This is a genomic window from Mycolicibacterium pulveris, from assembly GCF_010725725.1.
Classification (GTDB): domain Bacteria; phylum Actinomycetota; class Actinomycetes; order Mycobacteriales; family Mycobacteriaceae; genus Mycobacterium; species Mycobacterium pulveris.
This window is the reverse complement of record NZ_AP022599.1, coordinates 2297466-2316363: the sequence shown is the minus strand read 5'-3', so window position 1 is coordinate 2316363 and position 18898 is coordinate 2297466. Positions and strand designations below refer to the sequence as shown.

Below are 18898 nucleotides of genomic sequence, written 5' to 3'. Positions count from 1 at the left end.
CGGTTCGTCACGGTGGGCGTGACGAAATACGCCGAAATCGCGGTAGGTAGCCTTGCCTGGTGCAGGTCTTGGTCGTCGACAACTACGACAGCTTCGTGTTCAACCTGGTCCAGTATCTGGGCCAGCTCGGTGTGGACGCGCAGGTCTGGCGCAACGACGACGCCCGTCTGGGCACCGACGCCGACGTCGCACGCGCGGCCGAGGGCTTCGACGGCGTCCTGCTGAGCCCCGGTCCCGGCACCCCGGAGCGGGCAGGCGCGTCCATTTCGCTCGTTCAGGCCTGCGCGGCAGCGAGGACCCCGCTGCTCGGGGTGTGCCTGGGCCACCAGGCCATCGGCGTCGCCTTCGGCGGGACGGTCGATCGCGCACCCGAACTGCTGCACGGTAAGACCAGCACCGTTCATCACACGAATACCGGTGTGCTGCAAGGACTTCCGAACCCGTTCACCGCGACGCGATATCACTCGCTGACCATCCTGCCCGAGACGATGCCTGCCGATCTCGAAGTCATCGCGCGCACCGACGGCGGTGTCGTCATGGGGGTGCGGCACGTCGAACTACCGATCCACGGCGTGCAGTTCCACCCCGAGTCGATCCTCACCGAGGGCGGACACCGGATGCTCGCCAACTGGCTGGGCTACTGCGGCGACGCACCGGACGAAGGGCTGGTGCACCGGCTCGAGGTCGAGGTCGCAGATGCCGTGGCCGCGGCTACGACGCAAAGCTCAGTGTGATCGTCGCGCCGAAGTTGACCCCGGCGCCCGGCGCCGGGCTCTGACGCACGACGGCGTTGGTCCGCTGCCCGCTATCGGGGATGTCGGCGCCCTTGTCCAGCACGCCGGTCCACCCCAGCGCGCGCAGCCGGGGTTCGGCGTCGGTCCAGAACTGGCCGGTCAGATCGGGCATGACGAACTGATTACCCCGCGACACCTGCAGCTGGATCACCGAGTCCACCGGGACGGTCTGCCCGGCCGAGGGGACCGTCCCCACCAGTTGGCCCTGAGGCGCGGTGTTGTCGACCTCGACGGGAACGGTGTTGGTGAAACCCGCCGCGTTGAGGATCTGGCGCGCGCTATCCGGGGTTTGGCCGGACACGTCCGGCACGGCCCTGCTCTCCGGGCCGGAACCGAGCACGATCGTGATCTCGTTGGTGATCGCCGAGGTCTGATTGGCCGGCGGGTTGGTGCCGAGCACCTTGTCCTTCATCTCCGGGGTGGACGGCGACGTGGACGACTTGAACTTCTCGAAGCCCGCCTCGGTGAGGCGTTCCACCGCGTCGGCATAGGACAGGCTGCGCACGTCGGGCACCTCGCGCTGCTCGGGGCCGGTGGACACGTTGATGAGGACCTCGTCTCCGGCGGCGACCGAGCTGTTCGCGCCGGGTTCGGTGTCGATCACGTGGTCGGGCGGCACGTTCGAGTCCGGTTGCTGCTGCGTGCGGATCTTGAAGCCGCGATTCTGCAGTTCGGCGATGGCGTCGGCGCTGGCCTGCCCGCTGACGTCGGGCACCTGCACCTCGCGGGTCTCCCCGCCGAACATGTTGATCGCGACCGTCACCACCACGGTGAGCACCGCCAGCACGGCCACCGCGACGAGCCAGCGGCCCACCGAGCCGCGGCGGTCGCGGTCGACGTCCTCCGGGGGCAGCGGGCGGGCCACCTCGTCGATGGGCTCGGTGCGTTGATGGACAGGCGACGGCGACGCCAGCAGCGACGTGCGCTCGGCGTCGGTGAGCACCTTCGGGGCCTCGGGCTGTTCACCGCTGTGCACCCGCACCAGATCGGCGCGCATCTCCGCGGCCGTCTGGTACCGGTTGTCGGGGTTCTTCGCCAGCGCCTTGAGCACCACCGCGTCCAGTTCCGGCGGCACGTCGGGGTTGCGTTGCGACGGCGGCACCGGGTCCTCGCGGACATGCTGGTAGGCCACCGCGACCGGGGTGTCACCGACGAAAGGTGGCTCGCCGGTGAGGATTTCGTACAGCACACAACCCAGCGAGTACACGTCGGAGCGGGCGTCGACCGCGTTGCCGCTGGCCTGCTCGGGCGAGAGGTACTGGGCGGTGCCGATCACCGCAGCGGTCTGGGTGACGCTGCTCGAGTCGGCCAACGCGCGGGCGATGCCGAAGTCCATCACCTTCACCGCGCCGGTCTTGCTGATCATGATGTTGGCGGGTTTGACGTCGCGGTGGATGATGCCGTGCTGGTGGCTGAAGTTCAGCGCCTGGCAGGCGTCGGCGATCACCTCGATCGCGCGTTTGGGTTCCATCGGGCCGTCGTTGTGCACGATGTCGCGCAGCGTCACCCCGTCCACGTACTCCATCACGATGTAGGGCAGTGGCCCGGTCGGCGTCTCGGCCTCGCCGGTGTCGTAGACGGCGACGATCGCGGGGTGGTTCAGCGCGGCGGCGTTCTGCGCCTCCCGGCGGAACCGCAGGTAGAAGCTCGGATCGCGGGCCAGATCGGCGCGCAGCACCTTGATCGCGACGTCGCGGTGCAGCCGCGTGTCCCGGGCGAGGTGAACCTCCGACATCCCGCCGAAGCCGAGGATCTCGCCCAGTTCGTACCGGTCGGACAGATACTGAGGGGTCGTCATTGCGGTGTCTGTTCTGAAGCGGTCAGTTGCCGGAATCCCGGCTCCCACGCGGAGAGGGCGGACGCGAGCACATCGTGTCGGGTTACCCGCAATTGTTCTTCAGCATGACCGTCGCTTCCCGGCGAGGTCGGCTGCGGCGCCATCGCGGTGGGCGAATAGGGCGTTGTCTCGGTGATCGTGGTGGTGATGGTCGGTGGCGGCTGGTTCTCCCGGTCGCGGCGGTCCTGCGCGTTGAGCACGATCAGAATGGCGATGACGATGGCCAGCGCGCCGAGCACCCCGGCTGCCCACAGCAGCGCGCGCTGCCCGGACGAGAAGCTGCTTCGCGGCGGGGGAGTGCGGTGGCTGCCGGTCGCCGGGCGGGGCCGGGCCGCGGTCGCCGGGGCTCGGCCGGTCAGCTCCGCCGCGGCGCGGGCCTGGGCGGCCGACGGCACCGCGGTGGGCGCCGCGCGGCCGATGGTCGGAGCCTGGTTGGGCCGCGGCGGGCGCCGGCCCGACCGCACCGCCGCGACGGCGTCGGCGAACGCGCCGCCGGAGCGGTACCGCATGCCCGGGTTCTTGACCAGGGTGATCTCGATCAGCTCGCGCACATTGGGCGGCAGATCGGCGGGCAGCGGCGGCGGCGTCTCCTTGATGTGCTTCATCGCGACGGTCAGCGCGCCGTCGCCGGTGAACGGCCGCTTGCCCGACAGCGACTCGTAACCGACCACCCCCAGCGAGTACACGTCGCTGGCGGCCGTCGCGTCGTGGCCGAGCGCCTGCTCGGGCGCGATGTACTGCGCGGTGCCCATCACCATCCCGGTCTGGGTGACCGGGGCGGCGTCGACGGCCTTGGCGATGCCGAAGTCGGTGAGCTTCACCTGCCCGGTCGGGGTGATCAGGATGTTGCCGGGCTTGACGTCGCGGTGCACCAGGCCCGCGGTGTGGGCGACCTGCAGCGCGCGACCGGTCTGCTCGAGCATGTCCAGGGCGTGCCGCAGCGACAGCCGCCCGGTGCGTTTGAGCACGGAGTTCAACGGTTCGCCGTTGACCAGCTCCATCACCAGATACGCGGTGCGGCCCTCCCCGTCCATCTCGGTCTCGCCGTAGTCGTAGACGCCCGCGATGCCCGGATGGTTGAGCATCGCGACGGTGCGCGCCTCGGCGCGGAAGCGTTCGACGAACTCGGCGTCGGTGGAGTACTCGGCCTTGAGCACCTTGACCGCGACCCGGCGGCCCAGCCGGGAGTCGACGCCCTCCCACACCTGGCCCATGCCGCCGGTGGCGATGAGCCGCTGCAGCCGGTAGCGCCCCGACAATGTCACGCCCACGCGCGGGCTCATGGCTCGACTCCCACGCGCTCCGGTCCTCGCTCGTGCCTCGCTGCGATCCTCACTCGTGCTCGTCTTCGCGGGCTCATGTGCCCTCCCGCAGCGCCGCGGCGATCGTCGCGCGCCCGATCGGGGCGGCCAGCTCACCGCCGGTGGCCGACATTCGGTTGCCGCCGCCTTCGACAAGCACCGCAACCGCCACTTTGGGAGCCTGAGCAGGGGCGAAGGCGATGTACCAGGCATGCGGCGGGGTGTTGCGCGGATCGGTACCGTGCTCCGCTGTGCCGGTCTTCGATGCGATCTGCACGCCGGCGATGGCTCCCTTCTGCTGCGTCACCTGCTCGGCGGCGACCATCAGATCCGTAAGTGTATCGGCGACCTGCTGCGACACCGCCCGCCGCTCTTCGGTTGGAGCCGTGGTGGCGATGTTGGACAGGTCGGGTCCTTTCAGGCTATCGACCAGATACGGCCGCATCGGAACCCCGTGGTTGGCGATCGTGGCGGCCACCATCGCGTTCTGCAGGGGAGTGAGGGCGACGTCCTTCTGACCGATGCTCGACATACCCAGCGCGGCGGCGTCGACGATCGGGCCGACGGTGGATTCGGCGACCTGCAGCGGGATCATCGGGGGCGGGACGCCGATGCCGAACCCGCGCGCGGCGGAGCGCAGCGCGTCGGCACCGGTGTCGATGCCGAGTTCGACGAACGCGGTGTTGCACGATTTCGCGAACGCCTCGCGCAGGGTGACGGTCGGACCGCCGCCGCACGCCGTCCCGCCGAAGTTCTCCAGGGTGGCGGTGCTGTCGGGCAGCGGAATCTCGGGCTGGGCGGTGAGCCGGGTGTCTTTGTTCGCACCGTGTTCCAGCGCGGCCGCGGTGGTGACGACCTTGAACGTCGAACCCGGCGGATAGGTCTCCGAGATCGCCCGGTTCAGCAGCGGGGACGCGGGATCGTCGCGCAGCCGCTGCCAGACCGCGGCCTGCTTGTCCATGTCGTGGGTGGCCAGCAGGTTGGGGTCATACGACGGAGACGAGACCATCGCCAGGATCTTGCCGGTCGACGGCTCGATCGCCACGACTGAACCCCTGCACCCGCCGTCGCAGCCGTCTTCCATTGCGTCCCAAGCGGCTTGCTGCACCCTCGGGTTGATGGTGGTGTCGACGTTGCCGCCGCGCGGGTCGCGGCCGGTGAAGAAGTCCGCCAGTCGGCGAGCGAACAGCCGCTGGTCGGAACCGTTGAGGATCTGGTCCTCGGCGCGCTCGAGGCCGGTGCTGGAATACCGCAGCGAATAGAAGCCGGTGACCGGCGCGTACACGAACGGCTCGGGATAGACCCGGAGGAACCGGAACCGGCCGTTGGTCGACACCGAATAGGCGAGCAGCTGGCCGCCGGCCGATATCTGCCCGCGCTGCCGGGAGTACTCATCGAGCAGCACCCGCTGGTTGCGCGGATCGGAGCGCAGCCCGTCGGCCGTGAAGACCTGGGTGACAGTGGCATTGGCCAGCAGCACCACCACCAGCGCCATGACGGCGACAGCGATGCGGCGCAGCGAGGTGTTCATACTTTCTCGATCACCTCGGTGCTGGCAGCGGCGATCGGCGTCGCGCCGTGCGGGCTGGACACGATCGGTCGGCGCGCGGAGTGGCTGATCCGCACCAGGATGGCCAGCAGCACATAGTTGGCGACCAGCGACGAGCCGCCGTAGGACAGCCACGGCGTCGTCAGACCGGTCAGCGGGATCAGCTTGGTGACACCGCCGACCACGATGAACAATTGGATCGCCAGCGTGGAGGCCAGACCCGCGGCCAGCAGCTTGCCGAAGCTGTCCCGCACGGCGATCGCGGTGCGCAGCCCCCGAATGATGACGATCGTGTACAGCATCAACACCGCGGCCAGACCGACCAGCCCCAGTTCTTCGCCGACCGCCGCGATGATGAAGTCGGTCGACGCGGCGGGCACGGTGCCCGGCTGCCCGTTGCCCAGGCCGGTGCCGAAGATTCCGCCGGTGGCGAAGCTGAACATCGACTGCACCATTTGGTAGCCGGCGCCCTCGGGATCGGAGAACGGATCCAGCCAGTTCTGCACACGCACCTGAACGTGATCGAAAACGTAATACGCCGCAACGCTTCCCGCGGCGAACAGGGCCAGCCCGATGACCAGCCAGCTGAGCCGGTCAGTGGCCACATACACCAGCACCAGGAACGACGCGTACAGCAAAAGCGAAGTGCCGAGGTCCTTTTCGAAGATCATCACGCCGACCGACGCGATCCACGCGGCCAGCAGCGGGGCGAGGTCGCGCGGCCGGGGCAGGTCCATGCCGAGGAAATGCTTACCCGCGCTGGTGAACACGCTCCGTTTGTTCACCAGCACCGCCGCGAAGAACACCAGCAACAGGATCTTGGAGAACTCGGCCGGCTGAATCGAGAAGCCCGGCAGTTCAATCCAGATCTTCGCGCCATTCTGCTCGGATATCGAGCGGGGCAGCACCGCCGGGATCGCCAGCAGGATCAGCCCGGTCACCCCGCTGAGGTAGCCGTAGCGGGCCAGCATGCGGTGGTCGCGCAGAAAGACCACGACGAGCGAGAAACCCAGCACCCCGACCAGCGTCCACAGCATCTGTTGGTTGGCCGTCCCGCCCAACCCGTTCTGGATGAGCTCACCCTCGGCGAGGTCGAGCCGGTGAATCATCACCAGCCCCAACCCATTCAGCAACGCGACCACGGGAAGCAGCAGCGGATCGGCGTACGGGGCGAACCGCCGCACCGCGAGATGTGCGGCGGTGAACAACGCGAGGTAGGCGACCGAGTACTGCACCAACTCCCAGCGCAGGCTCTGCTCCTGGTTGGCCTCGACCAGCAGCAGCGCGAGCGTCGTGATGAGCGCGGCGAACCCGAGGAGGAACAGTTCGGCGTTGCGGCGGTTGGGCAGTGGGGGCACCACGGCGACGGGGGACTGCGGCTGTGTGGTCATGCCACTTCCCGGCAGGTTATCCCCGGCTCCGGCGGCGGGGGTGGCAGCGCCGTGACGGTCGGAGGTGCCGGCGTCGGCGACGGCGGCGGTGTGCCGGGTGGGGGCGGTGCGGGAGACGGCGTGCCGGGTGCCGGTGGCGCGGGTGACGGCGTCCCGGTCGGGGACGGCGGCGGCGACGGCGACGGACGCGGGGTCTCAGGCGCGGGTGTCCGCGGAACGTTGGGCAGCCCAGGCGAATTCGTCGCGCCCGGCGAGTGCGGTGACGTGGTGGTGGGCCGTGCCGGGGCCGGTGGCGGGCAGACGGGCAGCAGCGAATCACGGGCCAACTGGGTGATCTGGCTGATGGCCTGGTCTTCAGAGCCGGTGGGCAGGCCGGCTTCGACCTGGTAGCGCTCGGAGGGTTTCAGGTCCTCGACGCGGAAGAGTTGACAGTTCTCGGGTGTCTGCCCGGGGCTGACGAGGTTGAGCCCGTTGTGCGGGGTCAGACAGCCCTGCCGGTACACTTCCTGCAGGGAGTAGCCGAGAAACGACCCCGGCACGCCCCGCATGATCGACACGACGCCGTCGTGGCCGCTGACGTAGTAGTTGCTGCGCACGACCTCCCGGCCGATGGCCAACCCGGCCAGCACCACCAACACCACCAGGACCGCGGCGATGACGATGCGGCGTCGTGACTGTGGCGGAGCGATGGGCTCTTCGGCTTGCGGCAGAGCACGTTTGACCTCGTTGCGGCGCGGGTTGATCGCCGACGCCCGACCGGCCGAGGTGTCGGGCGGGGCGCCCTGGTCGTCGTTGCCGGACACCGCGCCCGCCAGGATGGGTTGGGTCTGGCCGTAGTCGTAGTCGACAACGTCGGCCACCACCACGGTGACGTTGTCGGGCCCGCCCCCGCGCAACGCCAATTCGATGAGGCGGTCGGCACTTTCGGCCACATCGGGGATCTGCAGGGCTTCCAGGATGGTCTCCTGGCTGACCGGGTCGGACAGCCCGTCGGAGCACAGCAGGTAGCGGTCGCCGGCGCGGGCCTCCCGCATGATGAGGGTCGGTTCGACCTCGTGACCGGTCAGTGCGCGCATGATCAGCGACCGTTGCGGGTGGCTGTGTGCCTCCTCGGCGGTGATACGGCCCTCGTCGACCAGCGTCTGAACGAACGTGTCGTCCTTGGTGATCTGGGTGAGTTCGCCGTCGCGCAGCAGATAACCGCGTGAGTCGCCGATGTGCACCAGACCAAGTCGGTTGTCCGCGAACAAGAGTGCGGTCAGCGTGGTGCCCATGCCCTCGAGCTCGGGATCGGCCTCGACGTGAGCGGCGATGGCCGCGTTGCCTTCCCGGACCGCGGCATCGAGCTTGGCCAGCAGGTCACCGCCCGGCTCGTCGTCGTCGAGATGGGCCAGCGCGGCGATCACCAGCTGGGAGGCCACCTCACCGGCGGCGTGCCCACCCATCCCGTCGGCCAGCGCGAGCAGACGCGCACCCGCGTACACCGAGTCTTCGTTGTTCGCTCGGACCAGGCCGCGGTCGCTGCGCGCGGCGTATCGAAGCACCAGTGTCACGGGCGCAGCTCGATTACCGTCTTGCCGATCCGAATCGGTGTGGCCATCGGAACCCGTACCGCCGTCGTCACCTTCGCCCTGTCAAGGTATGTGCCGTTGGTCGATCCTAGGTCTTCGACGTACCACTCCGAGCCGCGAGGCGACAGCCGGGCATGCCGGGTCGAGGCGTAGTCGTCGGTGAGCACCAGCGTGGAGTCGTCGGCCCGGCCGATGAGCACCGGCTGGCTGCCCAGCGTGATCCGGGTACCGGTCAGCGCGCCCTCGGTGACCACCAGCTGCCGGGGCACGTTGCGGCGGCCGCGGGCGGGCAGCAGGGACCTGCGCAACGGCAGGCCGCGGCGCACCATGACCGCGCCGGTCGGCGCGTAGATGTCGGTGCGCAGGATCCGCAGCACCGACCAGATGAACAACCACAGCAGTAGAAGAAAACCGACGCGCGTCAGTTGCAGAACCAACCCCTGCATCTGACGTCCTCTCCGTCTCCATCCCGTGCTGGCCGTCCCGGCGCAACGTCACGATACTTGGACGGCCATCCACGTGAGGGTGAAGCGAGCAGCTTCCCCCCGTCGACGGCCGCTCGGTCAGTGCACGCGGACGATGATCTCGGAGTGGCCCAGCCGGATCACGTCGCCGTCGGCCAGCTGCCATTCCTGCACCGGCGCATTGTTCACGGTGGTGCCGTTGGTGGAGTTGAGGTCCGACAGCAGCGCCACCTGACCGTCCCACCGGATTTCCAGGTGGCGGCGCGACACCCCGGTGTCCGGCAGCCGGAACTGCGCGTCCTGGCCGCGGCCGATGACGTTCGAGCCCTCCCGCAACTGGTACGTGCGGCCGCTGCCGTCGTCGAGCTGCAGCGTGACCTGGGTGCCCGTGGCCGGATAGTCGGGCTGGCCGTAGCCGCCGCCGTAGCCGGCGGGCTGACCGTAGTCGTAACCGCCGCCCGCGGGCTCGCCGTAGCCGGGTTCGGCGTAGCCACCCGCGGTCTCGCCGTAGCGACCGTAGTCGGGCGGGGCGCCGTAGCCCTGGTCCTGGCGTGGATAGCCGCCATAGCCGCCCTGGTCCGGATAGCCGCCCTGATCGGGGTAACCGCCCTGATCGGGGTAGGCCGGACGCGGTTCGGGCCTGCCGTAGCCGCCCTCGTCGGGACGGCCGTGGCCGGGTTGGCGGCCGTAGTCGTAGTCCGCGCCGGGCGCGCCGTAGCCGGGCTGGCCCCCCGGCGGCGGGCCGTAACCCGCGGGCGCCTGGCGGTAGCCCTGATCGGGGTAGCCGCCACCGGCCGGTGGGCCGTAGCCGGCGGGCGGGCGCTGCTCATACGACGGCGGCGGGTAACCCTGCTCGGCGTAACCGCCCTGATCGGGATAGCCGCCCTGCTCCGGGTAGCCCTGGTCGGGATAACCGCCGTGGTCGGGGTAGGCGCCCTGGCGCGGTGGATAGCCTTGGTCGCCCGGCGGCGGGGGAGGCGGATAGCCGGCCTGGTCCTGCGGCGGATACTGACCGCGCGGATCCGGCGGCCGGTCGTACCGGTCGTCGTAGGGCTCGTCGGTGGGGCGCCCCGGACCCTGACCGCCGCGGTAGCTTGGGTTGTCGCTCATCGGTGGTACTCCTGATTCTGCGTTAGAAGAGAGTTCGTGAGGTGGTGGGGCGGGCTCGCCAGTGGTCGAGTCGGGATTGACCGCACCACGCGCGCGAAACTGTCCGGTGTGCAGGCTGGAAGATTGTTCGAACCTGACGACGACATCAGCATAGGTTTGCCATCCCTGTTCACGGATGTAGCCCTCCAAGTGCTTGGCGAAAGTCGCTGATGTCAGGTCGGGGTCGGCGCTCACCTTCTGATAGTCAGGCACACTGAGCGTAATGACGTAGTCGTTGGGAGCCAAAACCCGGCCGCCGAGCACCTCACGTGCCCCGGCGTCGGCTTCCCGGCGCAGCATCGCCTCGACTTCCTGCGGGACGATCGCCCCGCCGAAGACCCGCGCGAATGCGTCGCCAACGGTCGACTCGAGCTTGCGCTCGATGCGGTCGACCAGGCCCATGTCACCGCCCGCCCTCACTTGTTGGTATCTGTCGATTCTGCTCACGACTTGGCACACCAGCGTGTCGCTGGCACATCGCTCCATTGCATGGTATCGGCCCAGCACAGGGCTGCGGGACCAACAGAACTGTGAGAATTGAATTCACGCAGTTCAGAGGCCCGAGTCCGGTCGGCGTCGGCGCAGGTGGCGGCATATGTGCGAGCATCGGTACGGTTGAAGAGACGGGGTGCCTGCGTGATAGGCTCCCCCGGTTGTTGGGGCGAGTGGCGGAATGGCAGACGCGCTGGCTTCAGGTGCCAGTGTCCTTCGGGACGTGGGGGTTCAAGTCCCCCTTCGCCCACACAGAATCGCAGGGGCCGCGGACTTCGTGTCCGCGGCCTTTGTGCTAGGTGGGGCAGGCGACCGGCTCAGAACAAGAACCCTTCGCACTGTTTCGACCAGGAATCCTTCGCGCTCTGCCCGAAGCGCTCGATGTCGTTCTGTCCGATCGTCTGGCCCAACTTCGCGATAGCGGCGTACGCCCAGTCGGCTGGGACCATGGCCTTGCCCGCTCGACAAAGCGCGCGGACCGCCTCTTCGGGGTCGTCTTCCACGAGGGCGCATATCTGGTGAGCCGTTTCTTCGGTGCCGCGCTTACCCAACAGGGCGAGGGCGTTGTCGAGGACGCCGCCTCCGATGTTGTTGCGTTCATACGTCGCCTTGATGCCGTCGCTACAACTGGACCCGACGTTGTTCGCGAAGTTGGAGTCGATGTCGACGAACGCCGGGGGAAGAGGTGGCAAGGGGCCCGGATTGAATTCGGGAAGAGGTTCGGGATTGAACTCGATCTGGCCGTATGGGTGCATCGGGCTGCCGTCGATGACCACCGTGGCGCGGTCAGCGAAAGCGGCGCTCGGGTGGTTTGGCGTACCGATGATCGAGCCGTCTGCGCGCCGGTCATAACAGTGCACCGAAACGGTATAGGTTCCGTTGCCAAGCGGGCCGATTCGGGCCTGGCCGTTGCCGGCCGCGTCGATGGCCAGCTTGGCTGATGTCATCGGTCCCTTGGGCTGCAGCCACGCGCCGGTGTTGCAAGAACTCATCTCCGGGCGTGTGTTGTCGCTCATGAGCGTGAAGTTCGAGGCGTTGACCACCACGTAGGTGCCGGGCTCAGTAAAGATGTCGAACGAGCCATAGTTGAAGGCACCCGGATCCACCGAGTCGGCGCCCGCCGCTGGGGCACCAGCGATCATCGCCAGGGCAAGCACGATGCCCGCCGTCACACTGAATCGCGCCCGGACTTTGCGCATCGCTTCCCCCTCAGCCGTGGTGCCTAGCAAACCGTACTGCGGATGCTGATCACAGCGGCGCCGAACGACGAACAACTCACGTGTCGGTAGACACGGGACCTTGCCTTGCCGGCAGGGTAGGTTTCGAATGATGCGCCACCCAGTTCTTCTCGTCCTCTTCGTCATCGTCATGGCGTCCGCGGCGTGCAGCACGACCGTCGCCGGAACCCCGGTGAAAGCCACAGGCGCGCAAGGGGCACTCGACTTCGACCAACTCGACGTCGGCCCGTTCCCGACCACGCCCAGCAAGCCGCTCGGCGTCGCGGGGGATCCGCTGCGCGGCATGGTGATCGAGGCGCAGCGCATGGCCAACCACGTCATCGGCCCCTGGGAGGTCGACCCCGCCCTGACCGACTGGTTCGGCTTCGGCGCCATGGTGCTGCCGAAGGCCCAGGCGCTCGGGCTGATCGGTCCCGGCGAGCTCGGCATGGTGGTCAGCCGGCACAACTTCATCAACGGGTTCGCCACCGCGCGCACCGAAGCGAACAAGAAGCTGTTGTTGAACGCGGTGCTGCGGTTCCCCGACGACGACGCCGCCGAAGCGGCGGCCACCGCGCTGGGCGAGGCGGCGATGCAGCAGGAGGGCGCCGACGGTCCCGCGCAGACGACGAGCGTTCCCCGCCACCCCGACGCCAAGGCCAACACCTACACCACGGTCGATCGGCAGGCGGGCAAGCGTTATGCGGTGCGCTCGTTCGCTGCCCACGGGCCCTACGTGCTGATGCAGCTCGCGCAGGCTCCCGACAGCGCGGAGCAGGCGGCTGAGCTGGTCGCCAAGACCCTGGATCTGCAGGGCCCCGAGATCGACCGCTTCCGCGCCACCGCACCGTCGGAGTTCGCCGACATCAGCATCGATCCGACCGGGTTGTTGGCCCGGGTGATTCCGGTCGAGGCGCCCGACCCGATGCTGACGAAGAACACCACCTATGAGCGCCGCGGCGCGCTGCACTTCCAGAGCGATCCCACCCGCTCGGCCAAGCTGTTCGCCGACACCGGGACCGACCTGGTGGCCATGGCCAAGGCCAGCGTTTATGAGGCCGAAGACCCAGCGGGCGCGAAGGCCGTCGTTGACGAGTTCTACGCCGAGGTGTCGCCGACGTCGAAACCGGCCAACCCGGTGCGCAACATGCCGGAAAGCCGCTGTATGCAGTTGAAGGACAACAGTTTCTACTGCCTGGTGACCGCCGACGAGTACGCGATCGAGGCCGCCGGGCCGACGCTGCTCACCGCTCAGCAGTTGGCGGCGGCGCAGTACATCATGCTGTTGAGCTGAGCAGGCCGTTCAGCAGCAGGTCGCCGAGTTCGGCGGCCGCGGCGTCGACGTTCTTGATCCGTCGCACGCAGACCGCGTACCAGGCGCCGCCGGCGATCGCGTCCATCACGGTGTCGGCGCTGATGCCGTCGCGCGCCGTCCCGTCGATGACCGCCGCGCTCAGCCGGTGGGCCAGCTGGCTGCGCGCGGTGGCCTCCAACCGGTCGCTGAGCAGCCGCCGCATCCGGCGGTCTGACCGTAAGTCGTTGAGCAGACCGGGAATTGCCTCCCGCACGGCGGGGTCGGCGTACATGTCCAGCGCGCCGCGGCACAGCCGGCGGATCTCGGCCGCGAAGTCGTCGGCCGGTCGCTCGGGGCCGAGGTCGGGAAACAGCGTCTCGTGCACCAGATGCGCCTTGGAGCGCCACCGGCGATAGACGGCGGGCCGGCTCACCCCCGCGGTGCTGGCGATGAGGTCGATGGTGGTGGCCGCGTAGCCGCGCTCGACCAGCAGCCGCCGCGTCGCCGCCAGCACCGCCGCGTCGATCGCCGGGTCTCGGCGCGACCCCTGGCGACGATGCCGCGGCGCATTGGTGTCGACCAATTTCGCCCCTCCACCCCGATTTGTCGTTACAGTCTGTCACAACAAACTGCCCCTGCCGCGAAATAGCATTCCGGGCTGTTCAGAGGCCGGAATCGCGACCCGGAATGCTATTTCGCGCCCCCGGAGCGAGGAGGCCGCCGTGACCGCTGAACTCAGCAGGCCCGTAGCGGGCGTCGGCGAAGACGGGCGCCATCTGTACACCTGCCCGCTGTGCGAAGCGATGTGCGGGCTGGAGATCCAGGTCGAGGGCGGGCGGGTGGCCGGCATCCGCGGCAACCGCGACGACACCTGGAGCCGCGGCCACCTCTGCCCCAAAGGCGTCAACACCAACGTGCTGTCGCCGCCGACGTTCTTCGACGAACCGTCGGGCAACGGCGCGCTCAACGGCATCCCGGTGACCGTCAGCGCCGCGGCGACCTGAAAGTATCTGGGGCGTGGGCAAGAACGAACGCGCGAAGATCGTCATGACCGACGACGAGATCGCCGAATACATCGAACGCAGTAGAACCGCCACCCTCGCCACGCTGCTACCCGACGGCCGACCGCACCTGGTCGCGATGTGGTACGGCGTGCTCGACGGGGAGATCTGGTTCGAGACCAAGGCCAAGTCGCAGAAGGCCGTCAACCTGCGGCGCAACCCGACGGTGACCGTGCTGATCGAGGACGGCCACACCTACGACACCCTGCGCGGGGTCTCGATCGAGGGCCGCGCAGAGATCGTCGACGACCCGGAAACCGCTCTGCGCGTGGGGATCAGCGTGTGGGAACGCTACACCGGACCGTATTCGGAGGAGATGCGCCCGTTCGTCGACCAGATGATGCACAACCGCATCTGTGTGCGCGTGGTGCCCAGCCGCACCCGCAGCTGGGATCACCGCAAGCTCGGCATGCCGGAGATGCCGCTCGGCGGCAGCACCGCCCAGTATCTAGGTTGAGCGCATGGACCCGACGAACAAACCGAAACAGCTCAACTCGCCGATCGTCACCACGGTGATGAAGTACGCGGGCAAGGCCCACGTGTGGGTGTACCGCCGCACCGGCGGACGGGTCGGCGCCAACTGGCGGGTGGGCGCGGGGTTCAAGAAGCCGGTGCCGACGCTGCTGCTCGAGCACATCGGGCGCAAGACTGGTAGGCGGTTGGTGTCACCGCTGGTGTTCATCCGCGACGGCGACGACGTGATCGTGGTGGCCTCCCAGGGCGGGCGCGACACCGATCCGCAGTGGTACCGCAACCTGGTCGCCAATCCGGACGCATACATCGAGATCGGTTCGGAGCGCCGCCCGGTGCGCGCGGTGACCGCCGACCCCGAGCAGCGGGCCCGGCTGTGGCCGAAGCTGGTCGAGGCGTACGCCGACTTCGACACCTATCAGGCCTGGGCCGATCGCGAGATCCCGGTGGTCATCCTGCAGCCGCGCTGACGCGACTGCGATTTATCTCACATCGCCCCGTGTTCGGCTTTCCCGACGACCGGGTAGCCAACGAGCAAGGTGCACCCCAGCGCCGACCGATTTCGTCAACGCATAAGGGGCCAATATCAATGACTACCGCTACTGAAACCACCTTGCTCAGGCAACTGCGCACGATGCTCGACCTGACCCACACCGAGATCCAGGTCGCCGAGACCCGGATCACGCAGGCCAGGACCGACGCCGTCCGCCGTGAGCTGACCGAGAACGCCGAGAATGGCCGCATCCGCGCCGAGGCGATCAAGAAGGCGATCCGCGACCTCGGCGGATTCCCCGACACCGTCGGCCCGTTCTTCGGCCGCGCCGCCGCAGCGGTGAAGGCGCTGACCGAGCAGGCGCAACCGTTCGACGAGGCGCTGCTCGGCGACCTGGCGCTGGAGAACCAGCTGCTCGACCGCGCCCGTTACATCAAGGCGCTTGCCGTCTCGGCCAAGCATCCGGAGATCCAGGACCTCGCCGACCGGTTGATCACCGCGCACTCGGCGACCGTGCACTGGCTGACCACGGTGTTGGCTGAGGATGCGCTGGGTGGGCCGGCCGCGCTGCAGCGCACCCCGATGCAGGCCGCGGCCGGCACCGCGGTGAAGCTGGTGAACCTGCCGGGCCAGTGGTCGGCTCAGTCGGTCGAGCGGGTCGCCGACCTGGTGCGCTCCGCGGGCCCGGCCGTCGAAGACCTGCGTGAGCGGGCGCGACGGGCCAGCGAGATCACGCTCAAGGCGTTGGGCGCCTCGCGCGACGGCGCGCTGAAGCGGGCCGAGGACGTGGTGCGCCGCGAGGGTGCCGGCGACGCGGCCGACGCGCTGCACAAGGCCCGCGCGGCCGGTGGTGTCGTCGACGCCGACGAGCTGCCGATCGAGGACTACGACGAGCTGAACCTGAACGACGCCGTGGCCGCGGTCAAGGAGCTCGACGATCCGAGCGACATCCGCATGATCATTGCCTACGAGGAGATGAACAAGAACCGCCAGCGGTTGGTGTCGGCCGCGCAGACGCGCCTGGCCGCCATCGCCCAGGAGGTCGTCGGCCTCAGCTGACCCGAATCGACGGAAGCACCTCGCGGACATTCCGTGGGGTGTTTCTGTTTGCGCCGATTTCTGCACCAGGGCTGTGGATCGGCGAAAACCACGACCCTGGTGTAGATTTCGCGCGGCGTGACGGGTCGGCCCGCGACGGTTTACATGCGCGGCGGGGAGAAGCCGGGGTTGGACACGGCGTTGGCCACTCCGCTTCCGATCGGGCCGTGCTCGTCGACGATCGTCGCGCTGCCGGTGGCCACCCCCGCATCGCTGTAATGCGACAGCGCCGTCAGCCCCAGGTACGGTCCCTTCGGCAGGCGCGCCAGCGTCAGCGTGTAGTCGGCGTTGATCCACTGCAGTCCGCTGGGCCCGAAGTGTGTCAGCGAGCTGACCATGTCCCCGGCCATCGCAGCGCGGGTGAACGGCGTGAGCTCTTCGCCGGCGATCAAGGGACGGAAGTCGTGCACCCAGACGTGTTTGGGTCCCGAGTGCTGCCAGTTCGCCAGCCCTTCGCCGGGACCGGGCACGTGGTCGTCTTTGCCGTAGGTCCACACCAGCGTGGACAGCCCACGCGGGATCGGGTTCGGTATGGCAGGCGGCGGAGGCAAGGTGACCGGCGACGTCCAGATCTCGTCGGACGGTTGGTCCCCGCGGCGCAGGAACAGGGCGGTGCCCCGCGCGACGGCGGTGTCGTTCTGCCGCATCAGCGCGTCGACCAGCTTCAGGCGACGGCCCGCGCGGATGACCGCGGTCTCGACGCTCACCGGGGCCAGCGGTGCGGGTCGGAACAGGTCGACGGTCAGCCGGGTGGGCTGGAAGTCGGGTTCGCCGGCGTCGCGCTCGAGCACATGGCCCAGCAGTCCGCCGACATAGTTACCGCTGATCGTCTGCCCCCACGGGCCCTGCGCGAGCGGGCCGGGGACGAACGCATTTCCATCCGGGGTGAAAATCGCCGTCGTCACCGCGAAGACGATAGCGGGCGTTACCTGTCGGCCAGCCAGCGCTCCACGTCGGGGGACACCGTGTCGACGACGTCGGCGAACTCCTGGTGCTTGTCGACGTAGGCGGCCACCATCTCGCAGATCGGCACGATCCGCAGCCCGGAGTCGCGGGTCTGCTGCAGCGCATCGCCGATGAGGATCGTCGCCAGGCCGCGGCCCTGATAGGCGTCGTCGACCTCGGTGTGCGGGAAGACGCGTTGGCCGTCACGGTCCGCGATCTCGGTGAAGCCGGCGGTCTGCCCCTCCACCTTGATGCTGAAGCGGTCGGATTCCTTGACGACCTCGGTAGGTGCGCCGGTCTTGTCGGTGGTCATGCCGTATCTATACCCCGGGATTGCGGCGCGGACGCAGGGTGGCGTTGGGGAGCGCGGGGGCGGGCAGCCGCTGGACCGCGCCCCGGTAGCCCTGTACCGCGCCAAACCTTTCGTGGTGGTCTTGCCACTGCGCGCGGTAGGTCGCGATGTCGTCGTGGCTGCGGCCGACGAAGTTCCACCACATCACCAGGTCTTCGGGAAACGGCGGCCCACCGAGGACGACGACGCGGGCGGGGCGCGCACCGCGGTTCGTCACGGTCAACTCGGGATTGCCGGTGGCTTGGAAGGCCAGGTCGGCCACTTCCAGCGGAGTGCCGCCGACGGCGACGTCACCCTGGTCGAGCAGCACCCCGTGCTCGAAGCTCGGGTCGACCTCCATCGTCAGCTCGGCGCCGGGGTCCAGGTCGAGCTGCGCGCCGAGCAGCGGGGTGAACGTGTGCACGGGGGAGCGCTGGCCCGCGAGCTCACCAAGGAAGACCCGCAGCGTCGCGCCACCGACAGAATGCGGGGCCGGCACGAAATGCGCGAAGTCGCGGTCGGTGTCACGGTCGGCGTCGGGCAGCGCCACCCACAGCTGAACGCCGTGCAGCACCGTGGTCGCCGTGGTGGACACCTCGGAGTGGCAGATGCCCGCACCGGCGGTCATCAGGTTCAGCTCGCCGGGGCGCACTATCGCGTGCACGCCTGCGCTGTCGCGGTGCTCGACCTCGCCGCTGAACAGCCAGCTGACGGTCTGCAGCCCGGTGTGCGGGTGCGGCGGCACGTCCATGCCCGGACCGCTGCGCACATCCTGTGGGCCGTAGTGGTCGGCGAAACACCACGCCCCGATCAGCGAGCGTTCCCGCTGCGGCAGCGTGCGCCGCACCCGGATCGCCCGCGGCCCGCCCAGCGGCACCTCCCGCGGGTGCAGCACACCCGCGAACGGCGATGCGACACAAGCGACTTCGGCGGGCTCCGGTTCGGTGTTGCTCACCACCCCACCGTAGGCCTACTTCGCACCCGTCATCGCCGAACGGATCACCTCCAGGTCGCCGTCGCCGATCTTGAAGACGCCGAACCGGAACTTGTATCCCCACCGGGACTTGTCCTCGACGAACTCAAGCTGTTCCAACAGCGGACGGATGGGCGTTTCCGCACAGTCGAGGAAGTCGACGTTGCGTCGCCACCGCCCATCGGGCGCGGCCTCGTCCTGATAAGGCTCGTCGTCGACGACCTGCCCGATCGCGGTGAAGGCCTGCAGCGGTGGGCCGTCGGGATGGACGGTGCGCGGCGAATAGAACACGATCCAGTCGCCACGCGCCATCCGGCGCAACATGTGAGGCTTGCCGTGAGTGGCTTGGGTGAAGCGGCCACGCACCCCACGTTCGACGTGGTCACGGCTGACGGTGTTGATCCAATTGCTCATGTCCGCACGCTAAGCCGAAGCGCCGACAGAAACGCCCACGCCGACAGCCGCCT

The 18898-nt window shown here is 68.7% G+C and carries 18 protein-coding genes, 1 tRNA gene and 1 pseudogene; 7 read left to right on the top strand and 13 right to left on the bottom strand.

What is annotated here, in order from left to right:
• The first annotated feature begins 59 nt into the window (after positions 1-59).
• Complete coding sequence (locus G6N28_RS11130; protein WP_163900240.1) at positions 60-734, top strand: aminodeoxychorismate/anthranilate synthase component II; 675 nt, start codon at positions 60-62, stop codon at positions 732-734.
• Here the strand turns inward: G6N28_RS11130 and pknB are convergent.
• The 7 genes from pknB to G6N28_RS11095 form a co-directional block, all read right to left on the bottom strand.
• Positions 712-2592 (bottom strand): Stk1 family PASTA domain-containing Ser/Thr kinase, encoded by a 1881-nt coding sequence (gene pknB / locus G6N28_RS11125; RefSeq protein WP_163900238.1) that lies wholly within the window; start codon positions 2590-2592, stop codon positions 712-714. The two genes, G6N28_RS11130 and pknB, sit on opposite strands and share 23 nt — an antisense overlap.
• Positions 2589-3914 (bottom strand): protein kinase domain-containing protein, encoded by a 1326-nt coding sequence (locus G6N28_RS11120; protein ID WP_163900236.1) that lies wholly within the window; start codon positions 3912-3914, stop codon positions 2589-2591. The genes pknB and G6N28_RS11120 overlap by 4 nt, the downstream gene beginning before the upstream one ends.
• A gap of 73 nt (positions 3915-3987) precedes the next feature.
• The gene (gene pbpA, locus G6N28_RS11115; protein ID WP_163900234.1) at positions 3988-5463 is read right to left on the bottom strand and encodes a D,D-transpeptidase PbpA; all 1476 of its coding nucleotides are present in this window, start codon (positions 5461-5463) and stop codon (positions 3988-3990) included.
• Complete coding sequence (locus G6N28_RS11110; protein ID WP_163900232.1) at positions 5460-6872, bottom strand: peptidoglycan glycosyltransferase RodA; 1413 nt, start codon at positions 6870-6872, stop codon at positions 5460-5462. The genes pbpA and G6N28_RS11110 overlap by 4 nt, the downstream gene beginning before the upstream one ends.
• A complete protein-coding gene (locus G6N28_RS11105) occupies positions 6869-8425 on the bottom strand; it encodes a PP2C family protein-serine/threonine phosphatase (RefSeq protein WP_163900230.1) in 1557 nt (518 codons plus the stop codon). Before G6N28_RS11105 ends, G6N28_RS11110 begins: the two co-directional genes overlap by 4 nt.
• On the bottom strand, positions 8422-8889 hold the full coding sequence (locus G6N28_RS11100) for an FHA domain-containing protein FhaB/FipA (RefSeq protein WP_163900229.1): 468 nt from the start codon (positions 8887-8889) through the stop codon (positions 8422-8424). Before G6N28_RS11100 ends, G6N28_RS11105 begins: the two co-directional genes overlap by 4 nt.
• 117 nt (positions 8890-9006) lie before the next feature.
• Positions 9007-10458 carry an FhaA domain-containing protein gene (locus G6N28_RS11095; RefSeq protein WP_163906111.1) on the bottom strand — a complete coding sequence of 484 codons (1452 nt, stop codon included), beginning with the start codon at positions 10456-10458 and terminating at the stop codon, positions 9007-9009.
• 257 nt (positions 10459-10715) lie between these two features.
• On the opposite strand from G6N28_RS11095, the gene G6N28_RS11090 reads away from it, so the two are divergent.
• Positions 10716-10798 (top strand) — tRNA-Leu (locus tag G6N28_RS11090).
• A gap of 67 nt (positions 10799-10865) precedes the next feature.
• Here G6N28_RS11090 and G6N28_RS11085 read toward each other — a convergent pair.
• The gene (locus G6N28_RS11085; RefSeq protein ID WP_163900226.1) at positions 10866-11747 is read right to left on the bottom strand and encodes a hypothetical protein; all 882 of its coding nucleotides are present in this window, start codon (positions 11745-11747) and stop codon (positions 10866-10868) included.
• Between the two features lie 130 nt (positions 11748-11877).
• Here G6N28_RS11085 and G6N28_RS11080 point away from each other — a divergent pair, with 130 nt between their 5' ends.
• The gene (locus tag G6N28_RS11080; protein ID WP_163900224.1) at positions 11878-13059 is read left to right on the top strand and encodes a DUF7373 family lipoprotein; all 1182 of its coding nucleotides are present in this window, start codon (positions 11878-11880) and stop codon (positions 13057-13059) included.
• On the opposite strand, the gene G6N28_RS11075 is transcribed toward G6N28_RS11080, so the two are convergent.
• Positions 13043-13642: a TetR/AcrR family transcriptional regulator gene (locus G6N28_RS11075; protein WP_163900222.1), complete on the bottom strand. Its 600-nt coding sequence runs from the start codon at positions 13640-13642 to the stop codon at positions 13043-13045. The genes G6N28_RS11080 and G6N28_RS11075 overlap by 17 nt on opposite strands.
• A 220-nt stretch (positions 13643-13862) precedes the next feature.
• On the opposite strand from G6N28_RS11075, the pseudogene G6N28_RS27050 reads away from it, so the two are divergent.
• From G6N28_RS27050 to G6N28_RS11055, 4 genes and pseudogenes are all read left to right on the top strand, one after another.
• A pseudogene (locus G6N28_RS27050) lies at positions 13863-13979 on the top strand (hypothetical protein); the annotation flags it as partial.
• 97 nt (positions 13980-14076) lie between these two features.
• Positions 14077-14577 carry a pyridoxamine 5'-phosphate oxidase family protein gene (locus G6N28_RS11065; RefSeq protein ID WP_163900220.1) on the top strand — a complete coding sequence of 167 codons (501 nt, stop codon included), beginning with the start codon at positions 14077-14079 and terminating at the stop codon, positions 14575-14577.
• A 4-nt stretch (positions 14578-14581) separates the two neighbouring features.
• Positions 14582-15061, top strand: a complete 480-nt coding sequence (locus G6N28_RS11060; protein WP_163900218.1) for a nitroreductase family deazaflavin-dependent oxidoreductase — start codon at positions 14582-14584, stop codon at positions 15059-15061.
• A 119-nt stretch (positions 15062-15180) separates the two neighbouring features.
• Positions 15181-16143, top strand: a complete 963-nt coding sequence (locus G6N28_RS11055) for a ferritin-like domain-containing protein (RefSeq protein WP_163900216.1) — start codon at positions 15181-15183, stop codon at positions 16141-16143.
• A 140-nt stretch (positions 16144-16283) separates the two neighbouring features.
• On the opposite strand, the gene G6N28_RS11050 is transcribed toward G6N28_RS11055, so the two are convergent.
• Genes G6N28_RS11050 through G6N28_RS11035 form a run of 4 tightly spaced genes read right to left on the bottom strand, consistent with a single transcriptional unit; the run spans position 16284 to position 18845 of the window.
• Positions 16284-17087 (bottom strand): acyl-CoA thioesterase domain-containing protein, encoded by an 804-nt coding sequence (locus G6N28_RS11050; RefSeq protein ID WP_163900214.1) that lies wholly within the window; start codon positions 17085-17087, stop codon positions 16284-16286.
• 20 nt (positions 17088-17107) lie between these two features.
• A complete protein-coding gene (locus G6N28_RS11045; RefSeq protein WP_163900212.1) occupies positions 17108-17440 on the bottom strand; it encodes a GNAT family N-acetyltransferase in 333 nt (110 codons plus the stop codon).
• 7 nt (positions 17441-17447) lie between these two features.
• The gene (locus tag G6N28_RS11040) at positions 17448-18413 is read right to left on the bottom strand and encodes a pirin family protein (RefSeq protein ID WP_163900210.1); all 966 of its coding nucleotides are present in this window, start codon (positions 18411-18413) and stop codon (positions 17448-17450) included.
• Between the two features lie 15 nt (positions 18414-18428).
• The gene (locus G6N28_RS11035; RefSeq protein ID WP_163900208.1) at positions 18429-18845 is read right to left on the bottom strand and encodes an EVE domain-containing protein; all 417 of its coding nucleotides are present in this window, start codon (positions 18843-18845) and stop codon (positions 18429-18431) included.
• Positions 18846-18898 lie beyond the last annotated feature (53 nt).

Excerpts from the sequence above, each read along its gene's own strand:
- pknB (WP_163900238.1), bottom strand. The coding sequence starts at position 2,592 with ATGACGACCCCTCAGTATCTGTCCGACCGGTACGAACTGGGCGAGATC.
- G6N28_RS11120 (WP_163900236.1), bottom strand. The coding sequence starts at position 3,914 with ATGAGCCCGCGCGTGGGCGTGACATTGTCGGGGCGCTACCGGCTGCAG.
- pbpA (WP_163900234.1), bottom strand. The coding sequence starts at position 5,463 with ATGAACACCTCGCTGCGCCGCATCGCTGTCGCCGTCATGGCGCTGGTG.
- G6N28_RS11110 (WP_163900232.1), bottom strand. The coding sequence starts at position 6,872 with ATGACCACACAGCCGCAGTCCCCCGTCGCCGTGGTGCCCCCACTGCCC.
- G6N28_RS11100 (WP_163900229.1), bottom strand. The coding sequence starts at position 8,889 with ATGCAGGGGTTGGTTCTGCAACTGACGCGCGTCGGTTTTCTTCTACTG.
- G6N28_RS11095 (WP_163906111.1), bottom strand. The coding sequence starts at position 10,458 with ATGGGCCTGGTCGACCGCATCGAGCGCAAGCTCGAGTCGACCGTTGGC.
- G6N28_RS11085 (WP_163900226.1), bottom strand. The coding sequence starts at position 11,747 with ATGCGCAAAGTCCGGGCGCGATTCAGTGTGACGGCGGGCATCGTGCTT.
- G6N28_RS11080 (WP_163900224.1), top strand. The coding sequence starts at position 11,878 with ATGCGCCACCCAGTTCTTCTCGTCCTCTTCGTCATCGTCATGGCGTCC.
- G6N28_RS11060 (WP_163900218.1), top strand. The coding sequence starts at position 14,582 with ATGGACCCGACGAACAAACCGAAACAGCTCAACTCGCCGATCGTCACC.
- G6N28_RS11055 (WP_163900216.1), top strand. The coding sequence starts at position 15,181 with ATGACTACCGCTACTGAAACCACCTTGCTCAGGCAACTGCGCACGATG.
- G6N28_RS11045 (WP_163900212.1), bottom strand. The coding sequence starts at position 17,440 with ATGACCACCGACAAGACCGGCGCACCTACCGAGGTCGTCAAGGAATCC.
- G6N28_RS11035 (WP_163900208.1), bottom strand. The coding sequence starts at position 18,845 with ATGAGCAATTGGATCAACACCGTCAGCCGTGACCACGTCGAACGTGGG.